This is a genomic window from Micromonospora sp. BRA006-A, from assembly GCF_033433935.1.
Classification (GTDB): Bacteria; Actinomycetota; Actinomycetes; order Mycobacteriales; family Micromonosporaceae; genus Micromonospora; species Micromonospora aurantiaca.
On sequence record NZ_JANCLW010000001.1, the window covers coordinates 1,474,321 to 1,500,870 of the forward strand.

Consider the following 26,550-nt stretch of genomic DNA (forward strand, 5'->3'; position numbering starts at 1 on the left):
GGGTGGTGGTGTCGGGCGGGTCAGCGGGACAGGGGCGCGACGGCCGGGTGCAGCCGGCACGCGACGGCCCGCGCCGGGTCGTCGACGCGCGGGGCACCGAGCACCGGCACCTGCTCGTCGCACCCGTCGAACGCCTTCGGGCAGCGGGGATGGAACGCGCAGCCGGACGGCATGGCGCGCAGGTCCGGCGGGGAGCCGGGGATGCCGGTCAGCTCCCGGCGCGGTCCGTGCAGCGCCGGGAACGAGTGCAGCAACCCCTCGGTGTACGGGTGCAGCGGTTCGGCGTACAGCCGGGCGGCGGGCGCCTCCTCGACGATCCGCCCGCCGTACATGATCGCGATCCGGTCGGAGAACTCGACCAGCAGCGACAGGTCGTGGGTGATGAACAGCACCGCGAAGCCGAGGCGTTCGCGCAGCTCGGCGAGCTGGCCGAGGATCTGCCGCTGCATCACCACGTCCAGCGCGGTGGTCGGCTCGTCCATGATGACCACCTGCGGTTCCAGCGCCAGCGCCATCGCGATCATGACCCGTTGCCGCATGCCGCCGGAGAGCTGGTGCGGGTAGCTGTCCAGCCGGTCGGCGGAGATGCCGACCAGGCGCAGCAGTTCCCTGGCCCGGGCCGACCGGCTCGCCGCGGTGCTCTTCGGCTCGTGTGCCCGGATCACGTCGAGCAGCTGGGTGGAGACCCGGTGCACCGGGTTCAGCGAGTTCATCGCGCCCTGGAACACGATCGACGTCTCCGCCCAGCGGAACTCGCGCAGCTTCGCCGGGCTGAGCGTGAGCACGTCGACCGGCGGGCCGTCCGCCGGGTGGTAGATCACCTGGCCGCCGCTGACCACGCCGGGCGGGGGCAGCAGCCGGGTCAGCCCGTACGCCAGCGTGGACTTGCCGCTGCCGCTCTCCCCGGCCAGGCCGAGCACCTCGCCGCGGTGCAGCGTCAGGTCGACGTCGCGGACCGCGCGGACCGCGTCCGCGCCGACGCCGTAGTCGACGCACAGCCCGCGGATCTCCAGCACCTGGTCGCTCATGAGGTCGCGTCCTCTCGGGTGTGGTCCGCCGGCCGCCGCATCGGGACCGGCACCGGGTTCGGCGCGAGCACCGGGGTGAACCCGACGCGCATCGCGACGACGCGGCCGTCGGCGGTACGGATCCGGGTCCGGCCACCGGTCCGCAGCCGCGGGCTGACGAACTCGTCGATGCCGAAGTTGATCAGCGCGAGGGCGGTGCCGAGCAGCGCGATGGCCAGCCCGGCCGGCACGAACCACCACCAGGCGCCCTGCGCCAGGGCCTGCTGTCCCTGCGCCCAGAACAGGATCGTCCCCCAGTTCCACGACGTCATCGACGAGATGCCGATGAACGCCAGGGTGATCTCCGACATCACCGCGAAGATGACGGTGCCGACGAAGCCGGAGGCGATGATCGCGGTCAGGTTCGGCAGGATCTCGAAGCCGATGATCCGCCAGGTCCGCTCGCCGGTGGCGCGCGCGGCCTCGACGTAGTCGCGGCGGCGCAACGACAGCGTCTGGGCGCGCAGCACCCGCGCACCCCACGCCCACGAGGTGAGGCCGATGATGAGCGCCACGAGCATGTCGCCGGCCTGGTCGACCAGGGACGTGACGATGATGATCAGCGGCAGCGCCGGGATCACCAGGAACACGTTCGACACCGCCGACAGGCCCTCGTCGGCCGCGCCGCCCAGGTAGCCGGCGGTCACGCCGATCAGGATGGACAGGATCGTGGCGAGCACGCCGGCGATCAGGCCCACCACCATCACGCTGCGCGCGCCGACCAGGATCTGGCTGAAGATGTCCTGCCCGAGGTGGGTGGTGCCGAACCAGTGCCGGGCCGAGGGCGCCTGGAGCACGTCGGCGCTGCGCGCGTCCGGGTCGTACGGCGCGATCCACGGCCCGATCACCGCCAGGAGCACGTACACCCCGAGAACGGCGAGGCCGGTCGCGGCCTTGGCGTTGGCGACGAAGCGGAACCGGCGGCGGCGGGCCCGGGCCGACGGCTGCGCCATCGCCCCCTGGCCGGGGATGACCTGCTCGATGCTGGACGGGGAGAGTGTCATCGCTCAGCTCTTTCGGGTCCGCGGGTCGAGGAGCAGGTACGCCACGTCGGCGAGCAGGTTCGCCACCAGCACCGAGATCGTGATGATCAGGAAGATGCCCTGCATCAGCGGATAGTCCTTCGCGCCGACGGCCTGGAAGAGCTGGAACCCCAGGCCCGGGTACGAGAAGACGATCTCCACGAGCAGCGTGCCGCCGACGATGAAGCCGAGCGACAGCGCGAACCCGGACACGTTGGGCAGCAGCGCGTTGCGGGCGGCGTAGCTGAGCGCCACCCGGCGCTCGGAGAGCCCCTTGGCGTGCGCCACGGTGATGTAGTCCTCGCTGGCGACGGTGACCATCATGTTGCGCATGCTGAGGATCCAGCCGCTCATCGACGACACCAGGATGGTCGCCGCGGGCAGGATGCTGTGCTGGAGCGCGCTCGGGATGAAGTACGCGTCGAACGCCGGCACCAGGCCCGGCTCGTAGCCGCCGGAGGACGGGAAGAAGCTGCCCGGCCCGGCGAACAGCGCGATCGCGACCAGGCCCAGCCAGAAGTACGGGATCGAGGAGAGGAACGTGGTGGCCGGCAGCAGCCCGTCGATCCACGAGCCGCGCCGCCAGCCCGCGCCGACGCCGAGCGCGGTGCCGAGCAGGAAGCTGACGATCGTGGTGACGCCGACCAGGCCGACCGTCCACGGCAGGCTGTTCCCGATCACCTCCGACACCGGTGCGGGGAAGAACGTGAACGACAGTCCCAGGTCGCCGCGCAGGAGCTGCCCCCAGTAGGCGACGTACTGCTCCCACAGCGAGCGGTCGGAGTCGAGCCCGAACAGCACCCGCAGCGACGCGACCGCGTCGGCGCTGATCCGGCCCTGGTTGCGGGAGATCAGCGACTGCACCGGGTCGCCCGGCACCATCCGCGGGATGAAGAAGTTGAGCGTGATCGCCGCCCAGGCGGTGAACAGGTAGAAGGCCACGCGTTGCAGCAGGAACCTCATCGGGCCGCCTCCTCGCCGGTGGCGGGCCCGGCCTGCGCCGCGACGGTGTCCGCGTCGTACAGCCAGCAGGCGGCCCAGTGCCCGGGCGCGTCGTCGACCGGGATCGGCGGCGGCAGGTCGGTGGCGCAGCGCGGCATGGCCGCCGGGCAACGCGGGTGGAACCGGCAGCCGGCCGGCGGGCGGATCAGGCTGGGCGGCTCACCGTGACCCCGCTCGCCCGCCGCCGCGCCGTCGCCGCCCGCGCCGGTGATCCGCTCCGGGTCCGGCGCCGATTCGATCAGCAACCGGGTGTACGGGTGGGCCGGGCGCTGGGTGACCGTCTCGCTGTCGCCGCCCTCGACCATCCGCCCGGCGTACATGACGATCGTCTCGTCGGCGAAGTAGCGGGCCGAGGCGATGTCGTGGGTGATGTAGAGGATCGCCAGGTCGAGCCGGTCCTTGAGGTCCTGGAGCAGGTTGAGCACGCCCAGGCGGATCGACACGTCCAGCATCGACACCGGCTCGTCGGCGAGCAGCACCTCCGGGTCCGCGCCGAGCGCCCGCGCGATCGCGACGCGCTGGCGCTGCCCGCCGGACAGCTCGTGCGGGAACGCGTCGAGGTAGCGCTCCGGCGGGGTGAGCGCGACCCGGGTCAGCAGGCCGGCGAGCGCCTTCTCCAGCCCGTCCGGCCCGGTCCCGGCGTTGCCGTGGATGCGCAGCGACCGGGTCAGGTGGTAGCGGACCGTGTGCACCGGGTTCAGCGACGCGAACGGATCCTGCAGGATCAGCTGCACCCGGCGCACGTACGCCCGGAACCGCCGCCCGCCGCGTACCCGGGTCGAGCGGCCGTGCAGCCGGATGTCGCCGGCGGTGCGCGGGTAGAGCTGGGCCAGCAGCCGGGCGACTGTGGACTTGCCGGAGCCGGACTCGCCGACGAGGGCTGTCACCCGGCCACGGCGCAGCGCGATCGATACGTCGTCGACGGCGTGCACCACCGCCGGGGTGCGGGAGAGGAGGTCACGCAGCCGCCGGCGGACGGGGAAGTGCTTGGTCAGGCCGACGGCCTCCAGCACCACCTCGTCGGCCGGCGCCGGTGCGCTCTCGGTCAACGTCATGCCGCATTCCTGTCTCAGGGTTGCCGAAGAGAGGGGCGGGCGCCGCCGGCCCGGCCGGGGGGATCGTGGCCGGGCCGGCGGCGCCGGGTCAGCCGGCGGCCGGCTTGAGGTGCAGCACCACGTCCACCGCGTTGGGCTGGGTGGGCTGGAGCGCGCCGTACGGGTTCGCGTCGTCCGGCCAGCCGGTCCAGTTCTTCGTGCTGTACGCGCCGCCGATGTTGTCCGCGCCGACCGGGATCATCGGCACCTGCTCGACGAAGATCTTCTGCAGGGTGGCCATCGCCGTGGTGCGGGTGGCGTCGTCGGTGGCGTTGGCGTACGACACCAGCGCGTCGGTGGCCTCCTTGCTCTGGAACCGGCCGAAGTTGCCCGCCGGGGAGGCGGTGCCGATCGGCTTGAGCACGCGGCCGTCCATGATGGTCCGGTAGATGTCGTACGGCGTGGCGCCGGACTCGGTCCACCGGAACGTGGCCTCGAAGTTGCCCTGCTCGACGTTGCGGAACCAGGCGTCCTGGTTGGCCTTGTCGATGGTGGCCGCGATGCCGATCTTCGCCAGGTTGCCCTTCACGATCTCCAGGCTGGTCTGGTAGTCGGACCAGCCGGCCGGGTCGGTGAGCCGGATGGTGACCGGCTTGCCGCTCTTGTCCTTGAGCGTGGTGCCGTCGAGCTTGTAGCCGGCGCCGGTGAGCAGCGCCTTGGCGCCCTCGACGTCGACCTTGTGCTCCTGGCCCTTGTACTCGGGCGCGATGAACGAGTCACCGGCCGGGCTGGGCAGGCCGGTCACGCTCTTGACCTCGGGGTGGAAGTAGCCGGCCTCGGCGGTGGTGAAGATGTCCGCCCGGTCGATGACCATGTTCATCGCCTTGCGCAGCGTCGGGTCGTCGAACGGCTTCTTCGTGGTGTTCACGTAGAGGCCGTGGATGCCCAGCACCGGCGGCGCCCACATCTTGTGGTTCTTCTGGTCCTTCGCCACGAACACGGTCTGGTAGTTCGGGATGAAGACGAAGCTCCACTCCGACTCGCCGTTGGCGAGCGCGGTGGTCTGCGCGCTGTTGTCGGTGTACGACGTGTACCGCAGCTCCTTGACCTTCGGCGGGTCCTGCCAGTAGCCGCTGTCGCGTACGGAGAGCGTCGTGGTCGCCGGGGTGAACGACTTCAGCGTGTACGGGCCGCTGCCGACCGGCTGCTTCACCGGGTCGGTGGCCGGGTCGGCGATCTTCTCCCAGAGGTGCTTCGGCACGATCGGCACCCGCCACAGCACCTTTTGCTGGTTGACGAACTGCGGGCTGGCCATCGAGATGGTGACCTCGTTGCCGCTGGCCACGGCGTCGGTGTACGGCACGCCCTGGTCGTTGAGGGCCGGGAACTTCTTCACCAGGTTGTAGGTGAACGCGACGTCCTCGGCGGTGACCTTCTGCCCGTCGGACCAGGTGGCGTTCTCCCGGACGGTCACCTTGACCGTCTTGTAGTCCGACGACCACTCGGCCTTGGTGGCCAGCCACGGCTTGAACGGCTCGGCCGGCTTGACCGGGTTCCACATCATCAGCGGCTCGTAGATCTGCCACCGGTAGCCGAGCGACGCGGCGGCCGAGGTGGTGAGGAACGGGTTGTTGTTCTCCGCCTGCGGGCCGTTGGGCATGCCGACGTTCAACACGGTCGCGGCCTGGCCGCTCTTCTTGTTCGCGTTCGGGCTGTCGCCGCAGGCGGCGGCGCCGGTGACCATCGCGCCGGCCAGCGCGAGGGCGAGGAGTTGCCGTCTTCTCATGGAGGTCTCCCTCGGTGGTCCCGCATTTCTCGGGCGGGATGTGGTGGATGGAGGGTGTGCGGTGGTGCCACCGGCGGGGGGCCCGCCGGCGTGGTCGCCGGGTTCGGCGGTGAGGGGTCAGGTGACGCGGGCGCCCGTCGGCCCTCGCGTGTCTGTCGAGTCCGGTGCGGTCGGGTCGCTTGTGGTCGTCGAGTCGCGGGCGGTGAAGCCGGTGGGGATGACGGTCGGGGTGTCCGGCAGCGGCGTGCCGGCGAGGTGGCCGATGAGCAGGCGCGCGGCGGCCGTACCCATCTCCCGCAGGGGCTGGCGCACGGAGCTCAGCGGAGGGTGGGTGTGCCCGGCCAGCGGGAGGTCGTCGAAGCCGACCACCGCGACGTCCTGCGGGACGCGCCGCCCGGCGTCGCGCAGCGCCTGCAACGCCCCGGCCGCCGACAGGTCGTTGTGGGCGAAGACGGCGTCGAAGGGTACGCCGTCGGCGAGCAGCCGCCGCACCGCCGCGCGCCCGCACTCGAAGGTGAAGTCGCCCTCCACCACCCGGTCCGGCTCGACCGGTACGCCCGCGTCGGCGTAGGCGCCGGCGAACCCGGCGAGCCGTTCCCGGGTGCAGCCGAACCGGCGCAGGCCGGTGACGACGAGCGGCCGCCGCCGGCCGAGCGCCAGCAGGTGCGTGGCGGCGGCCCGCGCGCCCGCCTCGTTCGTGGTCCGCACCGACGGGAAGCCGGGCTGGTGACCCCGGTCGTCGATGAGGATGACCGGCAGGCCGCGCCGGTGCAGCTCGGTGATGTAGTCGAGCGTCCCCTCGGGCTCGACCACGAGCAGGCCGTCGAACGACTTGGCCGAGACCTGGGAGGCGAACCGGCGCATCGACTCGTCGCCGTGGGTGCAGGTGAACAGCAGCATGCCGTACCCGGCGGCTTCGACCACGTCGGCCGCGCCCTGGAGCACCTCGCCCATCCAGGGCCAGGTCAGTGCCGGTACCAGCATCCCGACCACCCGGGTACGGCCCCGGGCCAGCCCGACCGCGCGGGCGCTCGGCACGTACCCGAGGTCGCTGATCACGGCGCGGACCCGGTCGGCGGTACGGACGTGCACCTCGCCCTTGCCGTTCAGCACCCGGGAGACCGTCGTCTTGCTCACCCCGGCGCGGGTGGCGACGTCGGCGATGGTGATCGGCACGTGACGCTCCCGGGTCGCAGGGATGAGCGGGGTGTTTCGGAACCGGTTGCGGAAGCGGTTCCGTGGCAGTCAACCCAAGTGGCGTCAGTCACGTCAATCACAGACGGATAACGATGTACTACTAAGTTCGAGGCTTGAAAAAAGTGTCCGGGCTGCGACTCCGCCGATCACGGCGATGAGCAGGGTCGATGCCTCATGCCCCCGTCCGGGAGGTCCGAAATGGACGCTCAGGGGCGGGCGTACACGTCCCCGGAGTTGGCATCGTCCGGCAGCGTGCGCAGGTACGCGGCCACAGCGGCCGCCTGACGCCAACCGGGCAGCGCGAACTCCATCTCGTCACCGATCGCCACGGTGAACCGGGTGAAGCCGAGCGCGGTGAGCCGGTCCAGGCAGCGCGCCGCCGCCACCCGCGCGATGGTGGTGAACTCGAACGACAGCGCGGGGACCGGCCGGCTCAGCCCGGACAGCACGGCGTCCTCGAAGCCCTCCACGTCGATCTTCACGAACGCCGGTACGCCGTACGCCGCCACGAGCGCGTCGAGCGTGGTGCCGGGCACCTCGATCTGCGCGTCCCAGGTCTCGCCCGCCCAGCCGGGCGCGCCGCCGGCGGCGCGGACGAACCCGGGGGAGGCGGTGGAGACCGTCGGGTTGGCCGAGTTCACGTGCAGTCGCACCGGCCCGGCGGTACGCCCGCACGCCGCCTCCACCACCGTCACGCCGTCGTCGCCCGCGTACATCTCGCGCAGCACCCGCGCGCACAGCGGCTGCGGCTCGACCGCCACCACGCGCGCGCCGAGGCGGCGGAAGCTGCCCAGCCGGTCGCCCACGTGTGCGCCCACGTCGAAGACCAGGTCGCCGGCGCGGACCAGCGGGGCGTAGAACGCGTCGAGGGCGGCCTCGCGCGCCGGGTCACCGTGGTAGAAGTCCAGCGAGCGGCGCAGACCGGACATCGCCGGATCCGCCTTGAGCGCCTCGATCACCCCGTCCCGCACCCCTCCGACGCTAGCCAGCCGGGCGCGTCCCCGAGCCCCATTCGCGTCCCTTGAGCAATCACCCCATCCTCCTAGGACGCCATAGAGATGGTGCGCAGTCAACGACGACCAGCAGATCTTGGTACGAAGCGGCCCTCGCGGGGGCTGTCATGTCCCGGTAGGTGTGTCAAGGGTGTGTCCCGGGACGTGTGTCAGTGGTGGGTGTGAGGCGCGTGTAGGTGCTGTTGGTGATGGTGGCGTGGCCGATGGGGTGGCCTTCGGTGGTGTAGACGGTGATGTGTTGGTGGTCGCGGATGGCGGTGAGGGTGTGTCCGCGCCAGGTGCAGCCGACACCGATGCGGGTGCTGCCGGCGGTGATGGTGCCGGTGGTGGAGACGCGGGATCGGTGGATGGTCGCGTCGGTTTGGATGGGTAGGGCTTGGGGGCCGCCGTGGCGGGTGGCGGTGTGCCAGGCGTGGTGCGGGGTGGCGCGGGCGGTGAGGGCGCTGTGGCGGCGGTGGTTGTAGTGCTCGCGGTAGGTGTCGAGCAGATGTTGGAGCTGACGCAGGGTCCGGGGTTGGTGGGGTTGGGTGGCTAGCCATTTCTTCAGGGTCTGGTGGTGGCGTTCGACTTTGCCGCAGGTTTGTGGGTGGTAGGGGCTGGAGTGGATCAGGCGGGTGCCGTGCGGGTGCAGGGTTTGGGCGAAGCGTGAGGGGCCGGCGTTGTCGTGCAGGCGGTGGCTGGTGAAGGCAGCGCCGTTGTCGGACAGGACGATCGCGGGTGGGCCGTGGTCGGTGATCGCGTGGTTGATAGCGGTGATCGCGGCGGTGGCGGTTTCCGCGGGTGCGGCGTGGCAGGCCACGAGCATGCGGGTGCAGTCGTCGAGGACGTCGAAGACCGCTACGAGATGGCCGTTGGCCAGTGCCACCATGGTCGCGTCGATCTGGTAGCAGTCGCGGGGTTGGGCGAAGGCGAAGCGGCGCCACGAACTGCGGGGCCGTTTCGCCGGGTTGCGGTCGAGGAGGTCATGACGCGACAGCACCCGGTTGATCGTCGAGCGTGACGGCACCGACCAGTCAGGGGCCACCCGCGCGTGCAGGTCAACCAGCGCGTCATGGATGCGATCAGCGCCATTGTCCACGCCGAGTTCAGCGCGCAGCTTGCAGATCCAGGCGTCCAGCTCCGCAGGGGTCTGCCCCGGACTGCGATGAGGCCGGCTCGACCGAGGCTGCCACGCCCCTTCGAGCCGAACGCGCGCCTGATGCCGGTAGAACGTGCGCGGGTTGACCCCGTTGTCCCGACACCACCGCTGCACATTATCGATCTTCACCCCCGCCGTGAGCAGGGCATCCAACGCGCTCATGACCAGACGCCGATTCGCCACGCCCCGCAGTCAAACCCGGCCCCGCGACACCTCCCAGCCCGCTGATCATGTGACACATGTATTGGGACTTCACCTGCGACAGAGGTCATGGGACTGAACAGCCCTTACGGGGGCCGTTTGGTACCAAGATCTCGCCGCGGGGCGGGGCGAGGGTCAGGGCGTGGGGGTTGGGTGGAGGGTGGGGCGGGCTGCTCTTGCGGCGGTACGCAGGCGCAGCAGGCCCGCCGCCACCGCGCCGGCACCCGTCGCCAGGCCGACCACCACCAGCACCCGGACCAGCACGGCCGGGCCGGCGGCCGGGGGGATCGCGCGGGACAGCGCGGCCAGGTTCGTCGCCCCGGCGAACAACGTGAGGCAGGCACCGGCGAGCGCCAGCACGAAGTCGGCGGCCGGGCGGCGGGCCAGCGCGTACCCGCCGGCGGCGAGCGCGCCGAGCCCGGTGAGCAGCGTCCACACCTGCCCGGTGACCAGCTCGGCGAGCGTTCCGCCGACGCCGGGCGCGCCGGTGTCCAGCGCGCGGGCGACGGTGAGCACCACCGTGGCGGCGCCGCCCACTGCGAGCAGAGCGCCGGCCGCGCGCAGCGCACGGACCCCGGCGGCGGTGCCACCAGGCGCCAGCCCGGCCGCACCGACCAGCAGGAAGCCCAGCGTAGCGGCCACCCACCAGGGGTACGGGTCGGGCGGCGGCACCCAGTCCAGCGTGCCGCGTACGGCCCCGGTGGTGTCACCGGCACGCAGCGGCACCGCCCAGTCGCGTACCCGGTGTTCCCGGTCCGGGGCGGCGGCGACGGCGGCCGGCGGAGCCTCCTCCCGCCACAGCGTGCGCTGGTCGTGCCAGCGGGCGGTGGGGCCGTCGTCGATCCGCCGCCAGTCGGGCGCGGCGGCCGGGTTCGCCTCGGCCGGCAGCCGGGTCTCCCCGGCCAGCGTCCGGTTCAGGTAGGTGGCGGGGGAGTGAAGGTTCTCGTACACGCCGCCCGGGCCGATGCGCAGGTACGGCTCACCGGAGTAGCCGAGCACTGTGACCTCGGCACCGGTGTCGTTCGTCAGCTCCAGCCGCGCGCCGGCCTCCACCATGCGCGCGGTGAGGCCGGGGCGGTCCGGGTCGACGCCGCTGATCGTGGCGCGGTAGTCGGTGCCGTCGGGCGCGTCCGCGCCGTGCGCGGCGGCCGGCGTGGCGAGCGTGAGCAGTGTGGTGGCCGCGACGGCGAGCACCAGCGCGGCCCGGCGCAGGGGTGCGATCACTTGCCGGCCGCCTCCACCGCCGACTTGATCCCCTCGGGGCTGCGGTCCTGGAGCTCACTGCCGTTGACCTTGATGGTCGGGGTGCCGGTCACGCCGGACTTGCTCGCCTCGTCGGTGACGTGCTCGGTCCACGACCGGTACGTGCCGTCGGAGACGCAGGAGGCGAACTCGTCCCGGTTCAGCCCGACGCCCGCGCCGATGTCGACGAGTTCGTCGTTGCTGAGTCCGGCGCCGCCCTCCGGCGGCTGCTTGGCGAAGAGCTGGTCGGTGAACTCGCGGAACTTGCCGCCCTGGGCGGCGCAGCCGGAGGCGGCCGAGGAGCGGGTCGAGTATTCGGTGGTGGAGAAGCGGTTCAGGAACGCGACCGGGTGGAACACCAGCTTGGCCTTGCCCTCGCCGACGAGCTGGTTGAGGGTCTCGCCGTTGATCTGCTGGAACTGCTTGCAGGCCGGGCAGAGGTAGTCCTCGTACAGGTCGATGGTGACCGGCCCGGTGCCGAGCACGATGCCGGTGCCGGCGTCGTTGGCCCCGGGCGGGGCGGTGAACTCGTCGGACTTCTGGCTGGAGTAGACCGCCCAGCCGATGCCACCGGCGATGACGAGCACCAGCACCGCGGCGATCGAGGTCCAGAGCGTCCGCTTGCGCCGCTTCTCCCGGGCGATCTGCTCGCGTACGACGCGGGCCGCGTCCTTGCGCCCCTTGCGACTACTCATCGGTGTCCTCCACGGTGTCGTCGCCCGCCAGCCACCCGTCCACGGAGAACGGGGTGCGGGGCCAGATCAGCAGGAACCCGGCGAGTACCAGGAACCCGAGGTCCCGGAGGATCTCCGGGAGGTAGCTGGGCGTCTGGCCCGCGGCGAGCTGCCCGCCGCTGCCGAAACACCCGCAGTCGATGGCCAGGCCACGGGCCCAGGCCGAGGCGATGCCCGCGATGAAGACCACGAGCAGCGCCGCTGAGACGCCGGCGCTGATCCGGGTGGCGAGCCCGGCGAGCAGCAGGACGCCCAGGGCCAGCTCGACGAACGGGAGCGCCGCGCCGATCACCGTGGCCACGTCGTACGGCATCACCTGGTACGCGTTCACGGCCCGGCCCGAGGCGGCCAGGTCGCCGACCTTGGTGCCGCCGGCGATCAGCCACACGGCGGCGAGTCCGAGTCGGGCCGCGACGCCGAGCCAGGGCCGCAGGGCCTGCCAGCGGCCGGCCCGAGGTGAGGGGGAGGGGGTCACAGTCATTCGTCGTCCGAGCGCCACGAAAGGTTCCCGCTATCCGGCCAGCGTGTCGCCGACGGCGTCGACCAGTTCGTCGCGGGCGCGGGCGACCCGGGAGCGGATGGTGCCCACCGGCACCCCCTCCACGTCGGCGGCCTCGGCGTACGACAGGCCGAGCAGTTGGGTGAGCACGAACGCGGAGCGCCGCTCGGCGGGCAGCCGGCGGACCAGGTCGGTGGCGCCGAGCTGCCCGGCGGGGTCCGGGTAGGGGCGGTCGGTGGCGGCCTGGGCGGCGAGCCGCGCGTCGAGCCGGCGGCGGCGCACGACGGTGCGCAGGTGGTCGGCGCAGGCCCGCCGCGCGATGCCGAGCAGCCAGGTCCGCACGCTGGAGCGCCCCTCGAAGCCGGACAGCGCCCGGAACGCCCGCAGGTACGTCTCCTGGGTGAGGTCGTCCGCGGTGTCCGGGTCGACGAGCGCGGCGGCGAAGCGCCACACCTCGGCCTGGGTGGCCCGGACGAAGGCGGCCTGCGCGTCGCGGTTCCCGTCGCGGGCGGCCAGCGCCCAGCCGGTGGCCGCGTCCCGGGCAGCGTCGGACGCCGACTCGGGGCGGTCGGCGGCGGTGTCGCTCGGGCCGGGGATCACGTCACCCGAGGTTACGCGGCGTACCTGGAGGGGACAGGGTCCTTCGACCCATTCCGTGGTCCCGCACACGCCGGGAACTTTTTCCGTGCGCCGTCCGACTACCCTCCCATGACCTCCGAGCAGGCCCGGCGTGGCGCGCGCCGCCGCGCCGGGTGGGCGCTCGGTCACGCCCGCCGGAGACCGGCTCGCCGGATCCGCACCGGTTCGGGAACCATGGCGGTCATGACTGCTGCCGTACGCCGCCCGTCCCGGGCCGTCGCCGCCCGCTCCGGGGCCGTCGCCGGGCTGCTGCTCCTGCTGGTCGCCCTGCTGCTCGTGCCGGCCTCCCCTGCTGCCGCCCACGCGGTGCTGGTGAGCAGTAGCCCGGCCGCCTCCGCCGTGGTGCCCGAGGCGCCCGCGCAGGTGGTGATCACGTTCAGCGAGGGCGTCCGCAAGGTGCCCGGGAAGGTCCGGGTGATCGCCCCCGACGGCTCGCGGGCCGACCGGGGCGAGCCGACTTTCCAGGGCGCCGAGGTCACCATCCCGGTGGACCCGTCCGGCGGGCGCGGCACCTACCTGGTGAGCTACCGGGTCATCTCGGCCGACAGCCACCCGGTCTCCGGGGCCTTCACCTACTCCGTCGGCGCGCCGTCCGAGCCGCCCACCGACAGCGGTTCGGACAACCGGGCGAACCCGGTCACCGAGACCGCGGTGAAGGTGGCGAAGTACGCCGGCTACGTCGGGTTGCTGCTGCTCGTCGGCCCGGCGCTGGTGCTCGCCGCGCTCTGGCCGCGCCGGCTGTCCCGCCGGGGACCGGCGCGGCTGGCCTGGACCGGGCTGGGCCTGCTGGCGGCGGCCACGGTGGCCGAGGTGTGGCTTCAGGTGCCGTACGTCAACGGCGGCGGCCTGTTCGACGTGACCGGTTCCGGCCTGAGTGACGTGCTCGGCAGCGCCTACGGCACCACCCACCTGGTCCGGCTGGGTCTGCTCGCGGCGGCGGCGTTCCTGCTCCGGCCGCTGTTCGCCGGCCCGATCGGCCGTACCGACGGGATCATCCTGGCGGTCCTCGGCGGCGCGGCGCTGTTCACCTGGCCGCTGGCCGGGCACGCGGCGGCCTCGCCCGCGCCCGCGGTGTCGGTGGTGGTGGACGCGGTGCACCTGGGCGGCATGGCGGTGTGGCTGGGCGGCCTGGTCATGCTCGCGGTGTTCCTGCTGCGTCAGGCCGACGAGCGGGAGCTGGACGCGATCCTGCCGATCTGGTCCCGCTGGGCCGCGCTCGCGGTGGCCGCGCTGCTGCTGGCCGGCACGGTGCAGGGCCTGATCGAGGTGGCCGGTCTGCAGGCGCTGTTCGACACCACGTACGGCCGGCTCCTGCTCGCCAAGATCGCGTTGTTCGTGCTGGTGATCGGCGTGGCCGCGTACTCCCGGGCGCTGGTGCGGCGGCGGGTCGCCGCCGGCCGGCCGGGCTCGATGCGGCGGGCCGTGGTGGCCGAGCTGGTGATCACGGCGGTGGTGCTGGGCGTGTCGGCGACGCTCGTGCAGACCACCCCGGCGCGCACCGCCGCCGCGAACGTCGCGGGCGCCGAGCAGGGCTACTTCTCGGCCACGCTGAGCAGCCCGATCTACTCGCTGGAGGTCCAGGTGGACCCGGCCGAGACCGGCAACAACTCGATGCACCTGTACGCCTACACCAAGGACAGCCGCCCGCAGCCGGTGCAGGAGTGGAAGGTCACCGCCGCGCTGCCGTCGGCCGGGATCGAGCCGATCACGGTCCCGCTGCTGCCGTTGAGCGACAACCACGCCACCGGCGAGATCAACCTGCCGGCCCGGGGCGACTGGCAGGTGCGCATCACCGTCCGTACGACCGACATCGACCAGGCCACGGTGACCGCCACCGTGCCGATCAAGTAACGGAAGGTTCCATCTGATGATCCGTCTCCGGCGCTCCGCGACAGTCGCCGCGCTGACCCTCACCGCCGTCGCCACGGCGGTGCTCGGCGTGGCCGGTCCGGCCTCGGCGCACGTCACGATCAACCCGGCCGAGGCCAAGCAGGGCGGCTACGGCCGGTTCGCGTTCCGGGTGCCGAACGAGAGCGACACGGCGTCGACAGTCAAGGTCGAGGTGAACCTGCCGGAGAACGCCCCGGTCGGCTCGGTCTCCACCATGCCGGTGGCGGGCTGGACGGTGGCGGTGGAGAAGCGCAAGGTCGACCCGCCGATCGAGGTGCACGGCAGCCAGCTCACCGAGGCGGTCTCCAAGCTGACCTTCACGGCCGCGCCGAACGGCGGCGTGAAGCCGGGCGAGTTCCAGGAGTTCCCGGTGTCGATGGGCCCGCTGCCGCAGGCCGACACGATGGTGTTCAAGGTGCTCCAGACGTACTCCGACGGCAACGTCTCCCGGTGGATCGAGGAGCCCACGCCGGGCGCGGAGGAGCCGGAGAATCCGGCGCCGGTGCTCAAGCTGGCTGCGGCGGCGCCCGCCTCGCCTGGTGCGAGCGCGCCGGCCGCCGCGGCGGACGACGACGATGACGACGACGGCTCCGGCGCGGCCACCGCCCTCGGCGTGGCCGGCCTGGTCGCCGGCCTGGGTGGCCTGGCCCTCGGCGGTCTGGCGTTCGCGCGTACCCGGCGGGAGCCCGCCGCGAAGTCCTGACGCGAGCCACGCACCGGCCCGGCGGAACGATCCGCCGGGCCGGTCGCCGTTCCGGCCCCGGTGCCGCCGATATCCGGCGACCGGCCGACCCCCGTCGGTAAGGTCGGCCGGGTAATCGGCTACCGAGAGGGACGACGCGAATGCGTTTCGTACGCACGATCGCCGGCATGGTGCTGCTGGCGTTGGGGATTCCGGCGCTGCTGGCGGGCGGAGGTCTATGGCTCGCCGCCCGGCACGACGACCCCGATGGCGGCTTCGGCGCCCGGTTCGAGCCGGTCCGCACGCCGGCGAGCGCGGTGGTCGTGGCCGACGTGGACGCGTTGCTGCGCGCCGACCTGCCGCTGGCGCGTACCGGGCAGGCCCGGCTGCACCTGACCGCGCGGGACGACGACGGCCCCGTCTTCCTCGGCCTCGCCCCGGCCGACCAGGTGCGACGGTGGCTGGCCGACGTCCCGCACAGCACCGTGCGCCGCGTCGCGGTCACCCGGGGCCCGCTGCCTGTCGACCTCGACCCGGCCACCGCCGGCGCCGCCACCGCCGCGCCGATGACTCAGCCCTTCTGGGTACGCGAGGGCGTCGGCGCCCTGGAGTGGAGCCCGGCGGAGCTGTCCGGCCGGTCGCTGAGCCTGGTCGTGATGCGTGTGGACGGCGCGGACGGGCTCGACCTGCGGATGCGTGCCGAGCTGCGGGCCGGGTGGTTCCCCGGGCTGGCGTGGGCGCTGCTGGCCGGCGGGACGTTGCTGGTGGTCCTCGCCGTGGCGGTGCTGCTGCGCCCGCTGCGGCCGCGTGAGGTGGTCTTCGTGGTCGAGCCGGACCAGGTGCCGGTGCTGGCCGGGCGTCTCGGTGTCACCTCGCTGAGCGGCCTGGGCCGGCAGCCGGGCCCGGCGTCGCGACCCGAGCGGCACCTGGTGGCGGTGGGCTCAGCCTCGGGCGGGCGGACCCGTGCGGCGATCGCCGCGCCGCCCCGCCGGTGCCCCGACGACAAGGATTGACGACGGAACCCGAACGGCCCTCCGCGCTGCCGACGCGGAGGGCCGTTCTTCACCGGGGGATCGGTGCTACCTGGGAGAAAACTGAGGTAGTTGATACCAGATTAGCGCTGATCGCCATTTGTTGCGAGGTGTGTCCGTTCAGTCCGGGTCATCGGTTTCTCATCCGCGTGCCGACGGATCGGCAGCGCCGCGAGCACCAGCAGGCTCAGCAGGACGTACATGTTGCGGACCACGAAGTCGACCGGGTCGTCCGTGTGCACGATGGCGGTGCCCCAGTCCTGGAACGTCACCAGCCCGTACACGATCGGCAGGCCGACGACGGCGGCCAGCGCGAAGAGGCCGCCGCGACGGCGGGCCCCGGCGGGCGTCGCCGGATCGGCGTCCAGTGCCGCGTCGATGAGCACCACCACTGCGGGAATGAACCAGTACAGGTGGTGGATCCAGGTGATCGGGCTGACCAGCCCGCCCACCAGCCCGGTCAGGGTGAGACCCACCAGCGCGTCCCCCGCCCGGGCCGCGCGCGCCGCTCGCCACAGGCCGAACGCGGCCACCGCCAGCGCGAGCAGCAGCCACAGCAGCCGGTCCGGCTCGGCCGGCGCGGTCAGGCGGCTGAGCAGCCCGAACAGCGACTGGTTGCCGGTGTAGTCGGGGCGGCCCACCCGGTCGGTCACCCACAGCTCGTGGGTCCAGAAGCGCCACGAGTCGCCCGGCGCGACCGCCGCCGCCAGCAGTGTGGCCACCGCCGCCGTCACCGCCGCCACGGCCGCCGCCCGCCACTTCCGGGCGGCGAGCAGGTAGAGCACGAAGATGCCGGGAAAGAGCTTGAGCGCCGCCGCCAGTCCCACGCCCACGCCGGCCCAGCGCCGGCCCTGCGGTACGGCGAACAGCAGGTCGCCGAGGATCAGCACCACGAGCAGCATGTTGATCTGCCCGAGCGTGATCGTCTCCCGGGTGCTCTCCACCGCCAGCACCAGCAGCACGGCGACGGTGAGGCCGAACCCCCGCGGCAGGTCGTGCCGCCGCAGCACCGGCAGTACCAGCCAGCGCGTGGTCACCACCACCGCGGCCACTGTCAGCACCGCGAAGGCGGCGATCGCCACCCCGAGCCGCAGATACCCGAACGGCGCCAGCAGCAGCGCCGCGAACGGCGGATAGGTGAAGTAGAGCGCCCCCTGCACCCGGTCCGGCTGGACGTAGTCGTAGAGCGGGTGCCCGGCCGCCCACCAGTCCATCGCCGACATGTAGATCTTCTGGTCGTAGTAGTCGTGCCGCAGGTTGCGCAGGTAGGGCGCCGGCATGATCGCGATCAGCGCCAGCACCACGACCACCCAGCGGGCCGTACGCCCGCCCGCGTCGTCACGGGGGACGGCGGGTGGGGCGACGGGTTCGGCTGGCACGCAGGAAACCCTAGCGGTCCACCTCGGCCGCCGGGCCGAGGCGCGGGCGCGTCGGCGGCGCGTAGTCTGTTCCGGTGGCTGATCTTCTCGTCTGGATCGACTGTGAGATGACCGGGCTCGACCTGCGGCGGGACGCCCTGATCGAGGTCGCCGCGCTCGTCACCGATCCCGACCTCAACGTGCTCGGTGACGGCGTGGACGTGGTGATCCACGCCGACGACGAGGCGCTCGACGGCATGCCGGAGATCGTGCGGACCATGCACGCCAAGTCCGGCCTCACCGAGGAGGTACGCCGCTCCACGGTGACGCTGGCCGAGGCCGAGGACATGGTGCTCGACTACGTGACCAGCTACGTGAAGGATCCGCGCACGGCCCCGCTGTGCGGCAACTCGATCGCCACCGACAGGGGCTTCCTGGCCCGCGACATGACCCGGCTCGACGCGCACCTGCACTACCGGATGATCGACGTGTCCTCGATCAAGGAGCTGTGCCGGCGCTGGTACCCGCGGGTGTACTTCGGGCAGCCGCAGAAGGGCCTGGCCCACCGGGCCCTCGCGGACATCCGGGAGAGCATCCGCGAGCTGGAGTACTACCGGCGGACCGTGTTCGTGCCACTGCCCGGGCCTGACGTCGAGGCCGCGAAGGCGATCGCCGCCCAGCTCTGACGCCCGCGCCGAACCCGGTGGACGGGGTCGGTGGGAGTGTGGCTATGATGAGTCCGCGCACCGCCCCGGGCGACCGGAGCGGAGAGCATGGTGGCTGTAGCTCAGTTGGCAGAGCACCGGGTTGTGGTCCCGGTTGTCGTGGGTTCAATTCCCATCAGTCACCCCACATGACGAAGAAGCCCCCTCCTGCGGGAGGGGGCTTCTTCGTCATGTAGGTGGGTCAGGGGGTGGGCTCGACGCTCGGCGTACCGGCGTCCGGCGTGGTGTCGGCCGACGGCGGCTCGTACGGCAGGGCGCTGCCCTTGACGTACTCGTCCCAGCTCATGTTCCAGTCGGTCCAGCCGTTGCCGTTCTGGAGCTTGCGCTCGGTGCCCTTGACGGTGATCGGGTCACCGATGCGGGTGTTGGCGAACAGCCAGTTGCCTTCCTTCATCGAGACGTTGACGCAGCCGTGCGACACGTTCGTGCGGCCCTGCACGCCCTCGGACCACGGCGCGGCGTGGATGAACTCGCCGCCCCAGGTGAGCCGCTGGGCGTAGTCGATCTCGGTGCGGTAGCCCTCCTCCGGGCCCAGCTCCTCCATGGTGTCGAAGACCGTGTGCCGGAGCTTCTCGATCACCACCATGGTGCCGCTGGAGGAGGGGGTGCTCTTCTTGCCCAGGCTCACCGGGATGGTCTTGACCACCTTGCCGTCGCGGGTGACAGTCATCCGCTTGGTGCGGTTGTCGACAGTCATCACGAACGACGGGCCGATCTTGACGTCGACGCTGAGGTCGGCCCGGCCGTACCAGCCGCCGCCCAGCGGCAGCCCGCCCGCCTGCACCTTGTAGCTGACCGTGCTGTTGGCCTTCCAGAACGTCTTCGGCCGGTAGCGCACCTCGGTCGGGCTCACCCAGTGCCAGATGCCCTCCTGGGCCGGCTTCGAGGTGACTGTCATCCGGCGCTGGATGTCGTCGCGGTAGTCCTCCGGGATGGCCCGGCCGAACTTCACGATCAGCGGCATGCCCACACCCACGACCTGGTTGTCGCCCAGGAAGCTGGTGACCCGGATCTGCTTGGCCGGCTTCGCCATCGTGGTGAACGTGCTGGTGGCGGTGGCGGGCTTGCCGTCGTCGCCGGTGGCGGTGACGGTCGCCGTGTACGTCTGCCCGTACTCCAGGGCCGCTGACGGCAGCCAGCTCCCGCCGTCCGCCGCGAGCGTGCCGTCGACGACCTTGCCGGCGGCGTCCTTCAGCTCGACCGTGGTCTCCTGCGCCTCCTTCGTGGTGAAGGTGACGGCGGTGGACGCCGGTACGTCCTTGGCGTCGGCGGCGGGCTCGCTGATGGTGGCCGCCGCCTTCGGGGCCTTCTCGCCGCCGTCGCCGCCGCCCTGCCAGCTCGACGGCTCGTCGCCGCCGCCGCTGGTGCAGGCGGTCAGGGCCATCGCGGCGGCGAGCAGCCCGGCTGCCAGCGCACGGCGGCGGCTGACGCGTCGGGCGCTCGCGCCCCGGATCGGTTCGTCCTGGCCAGCTCGCATGACTCCCTCACAAGGTGATGCCGTTCCCCGTCGTCTCAGGTCAGACGCGCCGGAGCGGGTACGCGTTGCCGGACGTGAAACGCAACACCCCGCACGGGTGTAACGATTCCACTGGCGTCCGGCGCTTCGTCGGAGGTGGCGTGTCCGACCACGTTACGCCGGTCAGAACGGCGCCGGCTGCCCGCCCTGCGGAACCGGCAGCGCGCTGCCGGCGACGAACTGCGACCAGCTCATGCTCCACGCCGTCCAGCCGTTGCCGGGGGCCAGGCGGCGCTCGGTGCCCTTCACCGTGATCGGGTCGCCCACCATCGTCTTGCCGAACAGCCACCGGCCGTTCGCCATCGACACGTTCACGCAGCCGTGCGAGACGTTGCGGCGCCCCTGCACGCCCTCGGACCAGGGCGCGGCGTGGATGTACTCGCCGCCCCAGGTGATCCGCTGAGCGAAGTCGATCTCGGTGACGTAGCGGTTGGCCGGGTCCGGCTCGCTGCGGGTGTCGAAGACGGTGGACTCCTTCTTCTCCATCACCACCATCGTGCCGCTGGAGGAGGGGGTGCTCTTCTTGCCCAGGCTCACCGGCAGCGTACGGATCACCGTGCCGTTCTCGGAGACCGTCATCTGCTTGGTCGCGTTGTCCACGGTCATCTCGAACGCGCGGCCGATCTTGGCGGTGGCGCTGCGGTCGATGTTGCCGTACCGGCCGTTGCTCAGCGGGATCCCGGCCAGCGCCAGCCGGACCGTGATCGTGGTGCCGGTCTTCCAGTACTCCGGGGCCCGGTAGTACGCCTGCGTACCGTTGTCGACCCAGTGCCAGGCGCCGGGCTGCGGCGGGTCGGTCTGCACGAACATCCGCTTCTGCACCGCGGCGCGGTCCTTCTTCGGGATGCCCGGGGAGAACTCGGCGACCACCGGCATTGCCACCCCGTACGTCTTGCCGCTGAACATGTAGAGGCCGGAGCCGATCATCGACTTGGGCTTGGCCATCGTGGTGAACGTGCTGGTGCCCTGGTAGGTCTGGCCGTCCTTGCCGGCGCCGGTGACCGTGGCGGTGTACTTGGTGCCGTATTTCAGCGCTGCCGACGGCACCCAGCTCGAGCCGTCGCGCCGCATCCGCCCGGTGACGTTCGTGCCGTCGGCGGCGGCGAGCACCACCTTCGACACAGTGCCGCCACCGGGGATGCGGGCGCTGATCTCGGTGCTGACCGGCCGGGCGTTCGCGCCGTCGGCGGGGCTCACCGTCAGCGGCGGGGCGGCGGCGTTGTCGCTGGGTGCGACGCTCGGGTCGGGCGCGGCGGACGAGACGCCGCCCACCTGCTGCTGGCCGGGCACGAACTCCGGCTTCTCCCCCTCGTCGCCGCCGCCGCATCCGGTCAGCGCCAGCGACGCCGTCAGGACCAGGACGCCCACCGTCGCCCCGGCCCGCGCGAACCTGCCCATGCCCACCCCTGTCATCGCGTGCCTGGCGGACATCGTGCCGTATCGACGCTCACACACCCGCCCCCGCGCTGGATCGGATGACCGTTTTGACCGCTTTCGCCGGTTAAGCTCGTCCGAAGGGTGGACCCCGGTATCGGATTGGAACCCGCCTCGGCGGGCGTGCTAATCTTCTTCCCGTTGTCAGCGAGCGCCGCTAGCTCAACTGGCAGAGCAGCGGACTCTTAATCCGCGGGTTCGGGGTTCGAGTCCCTGGCGGCGCACCAACGATCAAGGCCTTGACCAGGCGTTCCACGCCGGTCAGGGCCTTTTTCGCGTACGGCGCCCGCTGCGCCCGGGTCGACCGCCGGTCGGTGGAGCGCCACGTGTGTCCGTCGGTGCGGTTTGTGTGGTCGACCTAAGCTGATCATGATCGCGACGGCCACGATGGACGGTCGGGCGACCACGATCAGAACGGGAGAAAGACATGAAAGCCTTCCGACGGCCGCGGATCCGTAGCCTCGTCGCTGCCACCTCGGTCGCGGGCGCGCTGGTGCTCGGCCTTGGTGCGCCCGCGTACGCGGATTACTCGAGCCCGACCTACTCGACGCTGAAGGCCTGCAACGAGGCCCGGCCCAAGTACCAGTCGTCGTGGACGAAGCCGCAGGCGTGCCGTCCCATGTACAACTGGGACGGCACGAAGGTGATCGGCTACGCGTTCCTGGTGAAGACCCAGGGCTAGTGAGGTCGCCCGCCGGGCTGCCGGGAGCGGCACCGGCGGGCGTCCACCCGCCTTCGGCATCGGTCCTCGCGGTCAAGGGAGGGACAGTGCGCGCCGCACCCGCCGGCAGCCCGGACACGATCCTCGTCTGCATCCGGGGCAACTCCGGCTCGGGCAAGAGCAGCATCGCCCGCGAGCTGCGACGCCGGCACGGCCGGGGGTGCGCCCTCGTCGAACAGGACTACCTGCGCCGCATCGTCCTGCGCGAACGGGACAAGCCCGGCGGCGTCGCCCCCGCGTTGATCGAGCAGACCGCCCGGTTCGCCCTCGACCACGGCTACCACGTGATCCTGGAAGGAATCCTCTACACCGGGCGCTACCGCGAGGTGCTGACCTCGCTGCGCGACGGCCACCGGGGGCGGTCGCTGTTCTGCTACCTCGACGTGTCGCTGGCCGAGACGCTGCGCCGGCATCTGACCCGCCCGCAGGCCGGTGACTTCACCGTCGAGCAGATGAGCGGCTGGTACGCCGCGCGCGACTTCCTGGGCTGGCCCGGCGAACTCGTCCTCCCGGAGACCACCGGCCTGGTCGAGGCGGTCGAGGCGATCGCGGCCGTCTCCGGGCTGCCCCAGGACGGGCGCGACGACGACAGACGCTAGCCGGCGTCAAGGTCGCGGTGGATGGCACCCCGGCGACGCTGCCGTCCCTGCCCGCCGACCTGATCGTGCAGACGTCCGACGCCCACGACGAGCTGTCCGTGACCCACGGAGGACTTGAGCGCTGAACCGGCCCGCAGCCCGGATATCAGAAGGTCGACCACACCCTGACGATCGGCGCCGCAGTGCTTTCGGACTGGTAATCGTCGTCGCCTGTCACGTCGCTGGCGTTGCGCATGATGATCACCAACACGTCACTGCGCGGAAGAGGACGATCCCGGCGCCCGAATGCGACGAAAATCGCTCGATGTTCTGACGGTACGAATCTTTTTCCGCGGCCACTGTTCGGCGCTCCGCGCTGGACCGATGACCTGCCCGAGCGGCTGGGGTGACGCCGTCCGCCGTCATGTCGGTGTGTCCATGAGTCTGACTGGTCCGGCACTGCCTCCCGATGGACGAGTGCCGCATCGGCTAATTGTTCGATCAATGACGACTACGCCGTGTCATATTCGAAGATGGCGATGCGTGAAAATAGTTCGCAATGGTGGAGTGGTTCGCGCGAGGTCAGTTGACTGTGGCAACCATCTACTGATCTGCGGCTTTGAAGATCGGTTCGTCCGCCCGACGCTGCCACTCGTGGATGCGGCGGCCGTCGCAAGCTCCACCGTGGAGGGCAAGTCTCGTTACTGAGCGTTGTTACTCGTTGATGGGATGTCCAGTTCGGAGTGATGCGTCCTGACGGAACGTGTCCGACCTTGTGCGCTGAGGCAGGGCACCCTTAGAGTCCCGCTCGCACAACTGGAAAGCACACGGGGGAGGGTTTGTGGCACGTCGAGTGACGGCCACTGTTCGTTCGTGCCTGGCTGCGGGTGTCGCCGTACTGACGGCGGCCGCGTTGGCGGGCGTACCGGGAGAGCCGGCGGAGTATCTCGCCGCTGGCCCGGACGGCGTGACAGGCGGCGTGGAGAGCCGGACCGATGAAGCGGTGTCCCTTCGGGCCGCCCGCGAGTCCGGCAAGCCGGTGCAGGTCAAGAGCCTCACGTCGGAGACGACAGAGGTCTTCGCACTGCCGGACGGTCAGTTCCGGGCCGAGCTGTCGATCGGCGCGAGCCGGATCCGGCGCGGTGACCAGTGGGTTCCGGTCGATCTGACCCTGCGCAAGGGCGCGGACGGGCGGATCGCCGCCGTCGCCCACCCCTTCGATCTCGTCGTCTCCGGCGCGCAACCGAGCGGGACGCCGGAACTGGCCGTCCTCGGCCACGGAGCGGATCGGCTCGCGGTCGGCTGGGCCGGCCGGCTGCCCGAGCCGAAGCTGGACGGCGGACGGGCCACCTATGTCGACACGCTGCCCGGGGTGGACCTGGTCGTCGAGGCGACCCGCGCCGGCATGGAGGCGTTCTTCGTCGTGAAGGACCGCAGCGCCGTGAAGCAGGTCGCCCGGCTCACACTGCCGATCACCGGGCCGAACGCCGCCCGGGCGGTCCGCGACGCCGGCGGCAACACCGCCATCGAGGACGCCACCGGCCGGGTGGTCGCGCACACCCCCGCACTGCGGATGTGGGACGCCCGGGTCGACGCGCTCGGCAATCCCATCGCCGAGACGGCTCTCGCATCCACGATCGCCCCCGCCGCCGGGGCCCGTGGAACCGACGGGCTCGACCTGACGCTGACCCCGGACCTGCGCTGGCTGAACGACTCCAAGCGGGAGTACCCGATCGTCATCGACCCGACGATCAACCCGGTGTACACCACGTTCGACACCTACATCCAGGCCGGCGACACGGTCAACCGGGGCGGCACCGACGACCTCCGGCTCGGCCGGCTCGGTCCGACCGGGCCCGTCACCCGATCCTTGCTGCGCTGGGACACCACGGCCTTCGTCGGTAAGCAGATCACCTCCGCCACCGTCTCGTTCTGGAACTGGTGGTCGCCCCTGTGCGAGGGCCGGTCGTGGGAGCTCTGGACCGTGGGGGCGGTGGCCGACGACATGATCTGGGACACCCAGCCGGCGTGGAACAACCAGGAGGCGACCACCCTCGCCACAGCCGGCTACGACGCCAGCTGCAACGACGCCTGGATCGGGATCAGCGGGACCACGTTCTTCCAGCGCGCGGCGAACGCCGGTGACACCCGCGCCGACATGGGTCTTCGGGCCACCGACGAAACCGACTCGAAGTCCTTCAAGCAGTTCCGCTCCCGCAACGCCGCAGCCAGTACCGAGGTGCCCAAGGCCAGCGTCACCTACAACTCGTGGCCGACCGTGACGGCCCGGTCGACCGTCCCCGCCACCACCTGCGCGACCGGCTCGGGCCGTCCCCTCGTCAACACGCTGACGCCGCAGCTCAAGGCCACCGTCGCCGACGGCGACGGCACCGCGATGACGGTCACCTTCGAGTGGTGGGCGATGAACGCGGAGAAGGCGATCGGTTCCTCGTCGTCCAGCAACGTCGCCTCCGGCGCCACAGTGGCGGCGACCGTTCCCGCCGGCGCCTTCGTCGACGGCGGTATCTACCGCTGGCGGGTGAAGGCCGCCGACGGCGTCTCCGGCAGCGACGTCTGGTCGTCGTTCTGCGAGATGCAGGTGTACACCACGGCCACTCCGGTCACCGGCTGCACCGGCGGAACGGACAGCGACTTCAACGGCGACGGCGTCGCCGACATCGCGATCGCCGACCCGGAGGCCACTGTCAACGGTCAGATCCGGGCCGGCCGGATCAACGTCACGTACGGCGGCAGCACCACCGTGCACACCCTGCACGAGGGCGGCGCGAACATGCCCGGTGCAGCCGAGGCGGGCGACCGCTTCGGCACCTCGATCGCCGCGTACGACGCCAACAACGACGGCTGCACCGACCTGGCGGTCGGCGTGCCGAACCAGGCCGTCAGCAGCCAGGCCCAGGCCGGTGTCGTCTACGTGCTGTTCGGATCACCCGCCGGCCTCGCGCAGGGCCCGCCCGCCGTCTGGTACCACCAGGACAGCGCCAACGTCCCCGACGCGGCCGAGGCGTACGACTGGTTCGGCTTCGCCGTCGCCGGCAGCCGGACGGCCGGCGGTGAGCCTTACCTCGTCATCGGCGCGCCCGGTGAAGGGCTGACCGGCGGCGCGCTGGCGGGCATCGTCCACTACCTCCGGGGCAACGTCAACGTGGCGATGTCCCAGGGCAGCGGCATCCCGGGCGCGGCCGAGATCGACGACCGGACGGGCTATGCGGTGGCCGCCTCCACGTACCACTGGGCGGTCAGTTCCCCGGGCGAGGCGATCGGCACCGAGGCCTTCGCCGGAGCGGTGAACGTCTTCAGCCACACGCTGAGCAACGGGTTGCCGGCCCTTGCCGCCGGCCTGGAGCAGAACGTCGCCAACGTCTCGAACGACGCCGAGGCCAACGACAACTTCGGCAAGTCGATCTCGATCGCTCCGTACCGGCCCGTCGGTGCTCCCGCCGGCCAGGCCGACTCGCTGGTCGTCGTCGGTGTGCCGGGTGAGGACCTGGTGGTCGCGGCCACCAACACCCCGGCACCGGACGCCGGGCTCGTGCATCGGTTCCACGTCACCGCCGCGAACACCTTCACCGAACTGCCCGCGATCACGTACGCCTCGGAGGACGGCGACTACCTCGGCGAGAAGGTCGTGGTGGTGAACACCGCGCCGGGCAGTGAGGGCACCAACGCGACGATGTTCGTCGCAATCGGCGTGCCGGGTGAGGACGCGGGCACGTCGGTGGCCGACTCCGGACGGGTACGCATCTTCCCGGCGCTGGCGAATCCGATCGGCACCCCGACCACGCTGCACCGGGAATCCGGCGGTATGCCGGGGACGGCCGGCGCCCAGGAACTGGTCGGCGCCTCGCTCTCGGCCACCTCGCAGCGGCTCTACGTCGGCACTCCCTACGGCGCCGACGCCGTCTACGGGTTCACCTGGTCCGATCTGAAGGCGGGCAACACGGTCCCGAGCGTCACCTGGCAGCCGGGACAGGGCGGTCTCCCCACCGGGCACAGCGCGTTCGGGGCGGCGATCAGCTGATG

Annotated in this window: 22 protein-coding genes and 2 tRNA genes; 9 read left to right on the forward strand and 15 right to left on the reverse strand. The window is 71.7% G+C overall.

The genetic code is table 11. From position 1 onward, the window contains the following. Window positions 1-20: 20 nt before the first annotated feature. The 12 genes from NMK34_RS07180 to NMK34_RS07235 all read right to left on the reverse strand — a co-directional run bounded on the left by NMK34_RS07180 (window position 21) and on the right by NMK34_RS07235 (window position 12,535). On the reverse strand, window positions 21-1,028 hold the full coding sequence (locus NMK34_RS07180; protein WP_318332751.1) for an ABC transporter ATP-binding protein: 1,008 nt from the start codon (window positions 1,026-1,028) through the stop codon (window positions 21-23). Beyond that, window positions 1,025-2,071, reverse strand: a complete 1,047-nt coding sequence (locus NMK34_RS07185) for an ABC transporter permease (RefSeq protein WP_318332752.1) — start codon at window positions 2,069-2,071, stop codon at window positions 1,025-1,027. Before NMK34_RS07185 ends, NMK34_RS07180 begins: the two co-directional genes overlap by 4 nt. 3 nt (window positions 2,072-2,074) lie before the next feature. Then, window positions 2,075-3,052: an ABC transporter permease gene (locus tag NMK34_RS07190; protein WP_128138332.1), complete on the reverse strand. Its 978-nt coding sequence runs from the start codon at window positions 3,050-3,052 to the stop codon at window positions 2,075-2,077. After that, complete coding sequence (locus NMK34_RS07195) at window positions 3,049-4,146, reverse strand: ABC transporter ATP-binding protein (protein ID WP_318332753.1); 1,098 nt, start codon at window positions 4,144-4,146, stop codon at window positions 3,049-3,051. Before NMK34_RS07195 ends, NMK34_RS07190 begins: the two co-directional genes overlap by 4 nt. 88 nt (window positions 4,147-4,234) lie before the next feature. Beyond that, window positions 4,235-5,911: an ABC transporter substrate-binding protein gene (locus NMK34_RS07200; RefSeq protein ID WP_318332754.1), complete on the reverse strand. Its 1,677-nt coding sequence runs from the start codon at window positions 5,909-5,911 to the stop codon at window positions 4,235-4,237. 117 nt (window positions 5,912-6,028) lie between these two features. Beyond that, a complete protein-coding gene (locus NMK34_RS07205; RefSeq protein ID WP_318332755.1) occupies window positions 6,029-7,087 on the reverse strand; it encodes a LacI family DNA-binding transcriptional regulator in 1,059 nt (352 codons plus the stop codon). 227 nt (window positions 7,088-7,314) lie between these two features. Further along, window positions 7,315-8,037 (reverse strand): FkbM family methyltransferase, encoded by a 723-nt coding sequence (locus NMK34_RS07210; protein ID WP_318336285.1) that lies wholly within the window; start codon window positions 8,035-8,037, stop codon window positions 7,315-7,317. A 208-nt stretch (window positions 8,038-8,245) separates the two neighbouring features. Further along, entirely contained in the window at window positions 8,246-9,421 is a 1,176-nt protein-coding gene (locus tag NMK34_RS07215; protein ID WP_318332756.1) for a DDE-type integrase/transposase/recombinase, read from the reverse strand. A gap of 174 nt (window positions 9,422-9,595) precedes the next feature. Continuing rightward, the gene (locus tag NMK34_RS07220) at window positions 9,596-10,684 is read right to left on the reverse strand and encodes a hypothetical protein (protein ID WP_318332757.1); all 1,089 of its coding nucleotides are present in this window, start codon (window positions 10,682-10,684) and stop codon (window positions 9,596-9,598) included. Further along, window positions 10,681-11,397: a thioredoxin domain-containing protein gene (locus NMK34_RS07225; RefSeq protein ID WP_318332758.1), complete on the reverse strand. Its 717-nt coding sequence runs from the start codon at window positions 11,395-11,397 to the stop codon at window positions 10,681-10,683. The genes NMK34_RS07220 and NMK34_RS07225 overlap by 4 nt, the downstream gene beginning before the upstream one ends. After that, window positions 11,390-11,917, reverse strand: coding sequence for a MauE/DoxX family redox-associated membrane protein (locus tag NMK34_RS07230; protein ID WP_135243593.1), 528 nt, complete (start codon window positions 11,915-11,917; stop codon window positions 11,390-11,392). Before NMK34_RS07230 ends, NMK34_RS07225 begins: the two co-directional genes overlap by 8 nt. Window positions 11,918-11,947: 30 nt before the next feature. After that, window positions 11,948-12,535, reverse strand: a complete 588-nt coding sequence (locus NMK34_RS07235) for a sigma-70 family RNA polymerase sigma factor (RefSeq protein ID WP_318332759.1) — start codon at window positions 12,533-12,535, stop codon at window positions 11,948-11,950. Window positions 12,536-12,757: 222 nt separating this feature from the next. Between NMK34_RS07235 and NMK34_RS07240 the strand changes: the two genes are divergently transcribed. The 3 genes from NMK34_RS07240 to NMK34_RS07250 all read left to right on the forward strand — a co-directional run bounded on the left by NMK34_RS07240 (window position 12,758) and on the right by NMK34_RS07250 (window position 16,159). After that, entirely contained in the window at window positions 12,758-14,425 is a 1,668-nt protein-coding gene (locus NMK34_RS07240; RefSeq protein WP_412098855.1) for a copper resistance CopC/CopD family protein, read from the forward strand. A gap of 16 nt (window positions 14,426-14,441) precedes the next feature. Further along, window positions 14,442-15,167 (forward strand): YcnI family protein, encoded by a 726-nt coding sequence (locus NMK34_RS07245; RefSeq protein WP_318332760.1) that lies wholly within the window; start codon window positions 14,442-14,444, stop codon window positions 15,165-15,167. A 140-nt stretch (window positions 15,168-15,307) separates the two neighbouring features. Continuing rightward, window positions 15,308-16,159 (forward strand): hypothetical protein, encoded by an 852-nt coding sequence (locus tag NMK34_RS07250; RefSeq protein ID WP_318332761.1) that lies wholly within the window; start codon window positions 15,308-15,310, stop codon window positions 16,157-16,159. A 101-nt stretch (window positions 16,160-16,260) separates the two neighbouring features. Here the strand turns inward: NMK34_RS07250 and NMK34_RS07255 are convergent, their stop codons facing one another. Next, complete coding sequence (locus NMK34_RS07255) at window positions 16,261-17,556, reverse strand: glycosyltransferase 87 family protein (RefSeq protein ID WP_318332762.1); 1,296 nt, start codon at window positions 17,554-17,556, stop codon at window positions 16,261-16,263. Between the two features lie 74 nt (window positions 17,557-17,630). Between NMK34_RS07255 and orn the strand changes: the two genes are divergently transcribed. After that, window positions 17,631-18,221 carry an oligoribonuclease gene (gene orn, locus NMK34_RS07260; RefSeq protein ID WP_013474266.1) on the forward strand — a complete coding sequence of 197 codons (591 nt, stop codon included), beginning with the start codon at window positions 17,631-17,633 and terminating at the stop codon, window positions 18,219-18,221. Between the two features lie 90 nt (window positions 18,222-18,311). Beyond that, window positions 18,312-18,387 (forward strand) — tRNA-His (locus NMK34_RS07265). A 54-nt stretch (window positions 18,388-18,441) separates the two neighbouring features. Here the strand turns inward: NMK34_RS07265 and NMK34_RS07270 are convergent. Continuing rightward, window positions 18,442-19,737, reverse strand: coding sequence for a L,D-transpeptidase (locus tag NMK34_RS07270; RefSeq protein WP_318332763.1), 1,296 nt, complete (start codon window positions 19,735-19,737; stop codon window positions 18,442-18,444). Between the two features lie 162 nt (window positions 19,738-19,899). Further along, on the reverse strand, window positions 19,900-21,174 hold the full coding sequence (locus NMK34_RS07275; RefSeq protein WP_318332764.1) for a L,D-transpeptidase: 1,275 nt from the start codon (window positions 21,172-21,174) through the stop codon (window positions 19,900-19,902). Between the two features lie 187 nt (window positions 21,175-21,361). Between NMK34_RS07275 and NMK34_RS07280 the strand changes: the two genes are divergently transcribed. From NMK34_RS07280 to NMK34_RS07295, 4 genes are all read left to right on the forward strand, one after another. After that, window positions 21,362-21,437, forward strand: a tRNA-Lys gene (locus NMK34_RS07280). Between the two features lie 200 nt (window positions 21,438-21,637). Then, entirely contained in the window at window positions 21,638-21,892 is a 255-nt protein-coding gene (locus tag NMK34_RS07285) for a hypothetical protein (protein WP_187690133.1), read from the forward strand. An 86-nt stretch (window positions 21,893-21,978) separates the two neighbouring features. Then, window positions 21,979-22,530 (forward strand): kinase, encoded by a 552-nt coding sequence (locus NMK34_RS07290; RefSeq protein ID WP_318332765.1) that lies wholly within the window; start codon window positions 21,979-21,981, stop codon window positions 22,528-22,530. 820 nt (window positions 22,531-23,350) lie between these two features. Continuing rightward, a complete protein-coding gene (locus NMK34_RS07295; RefSeq protein ID WP_318332766.1) occupies window positions 23,351-26,548 on the forward strand; it encodes a hypothetical protein in 3,198 nt (1,065 codons plus the stop codon). Window positions 26,549-26,550 lie beyond the last annotated feature (2 nt).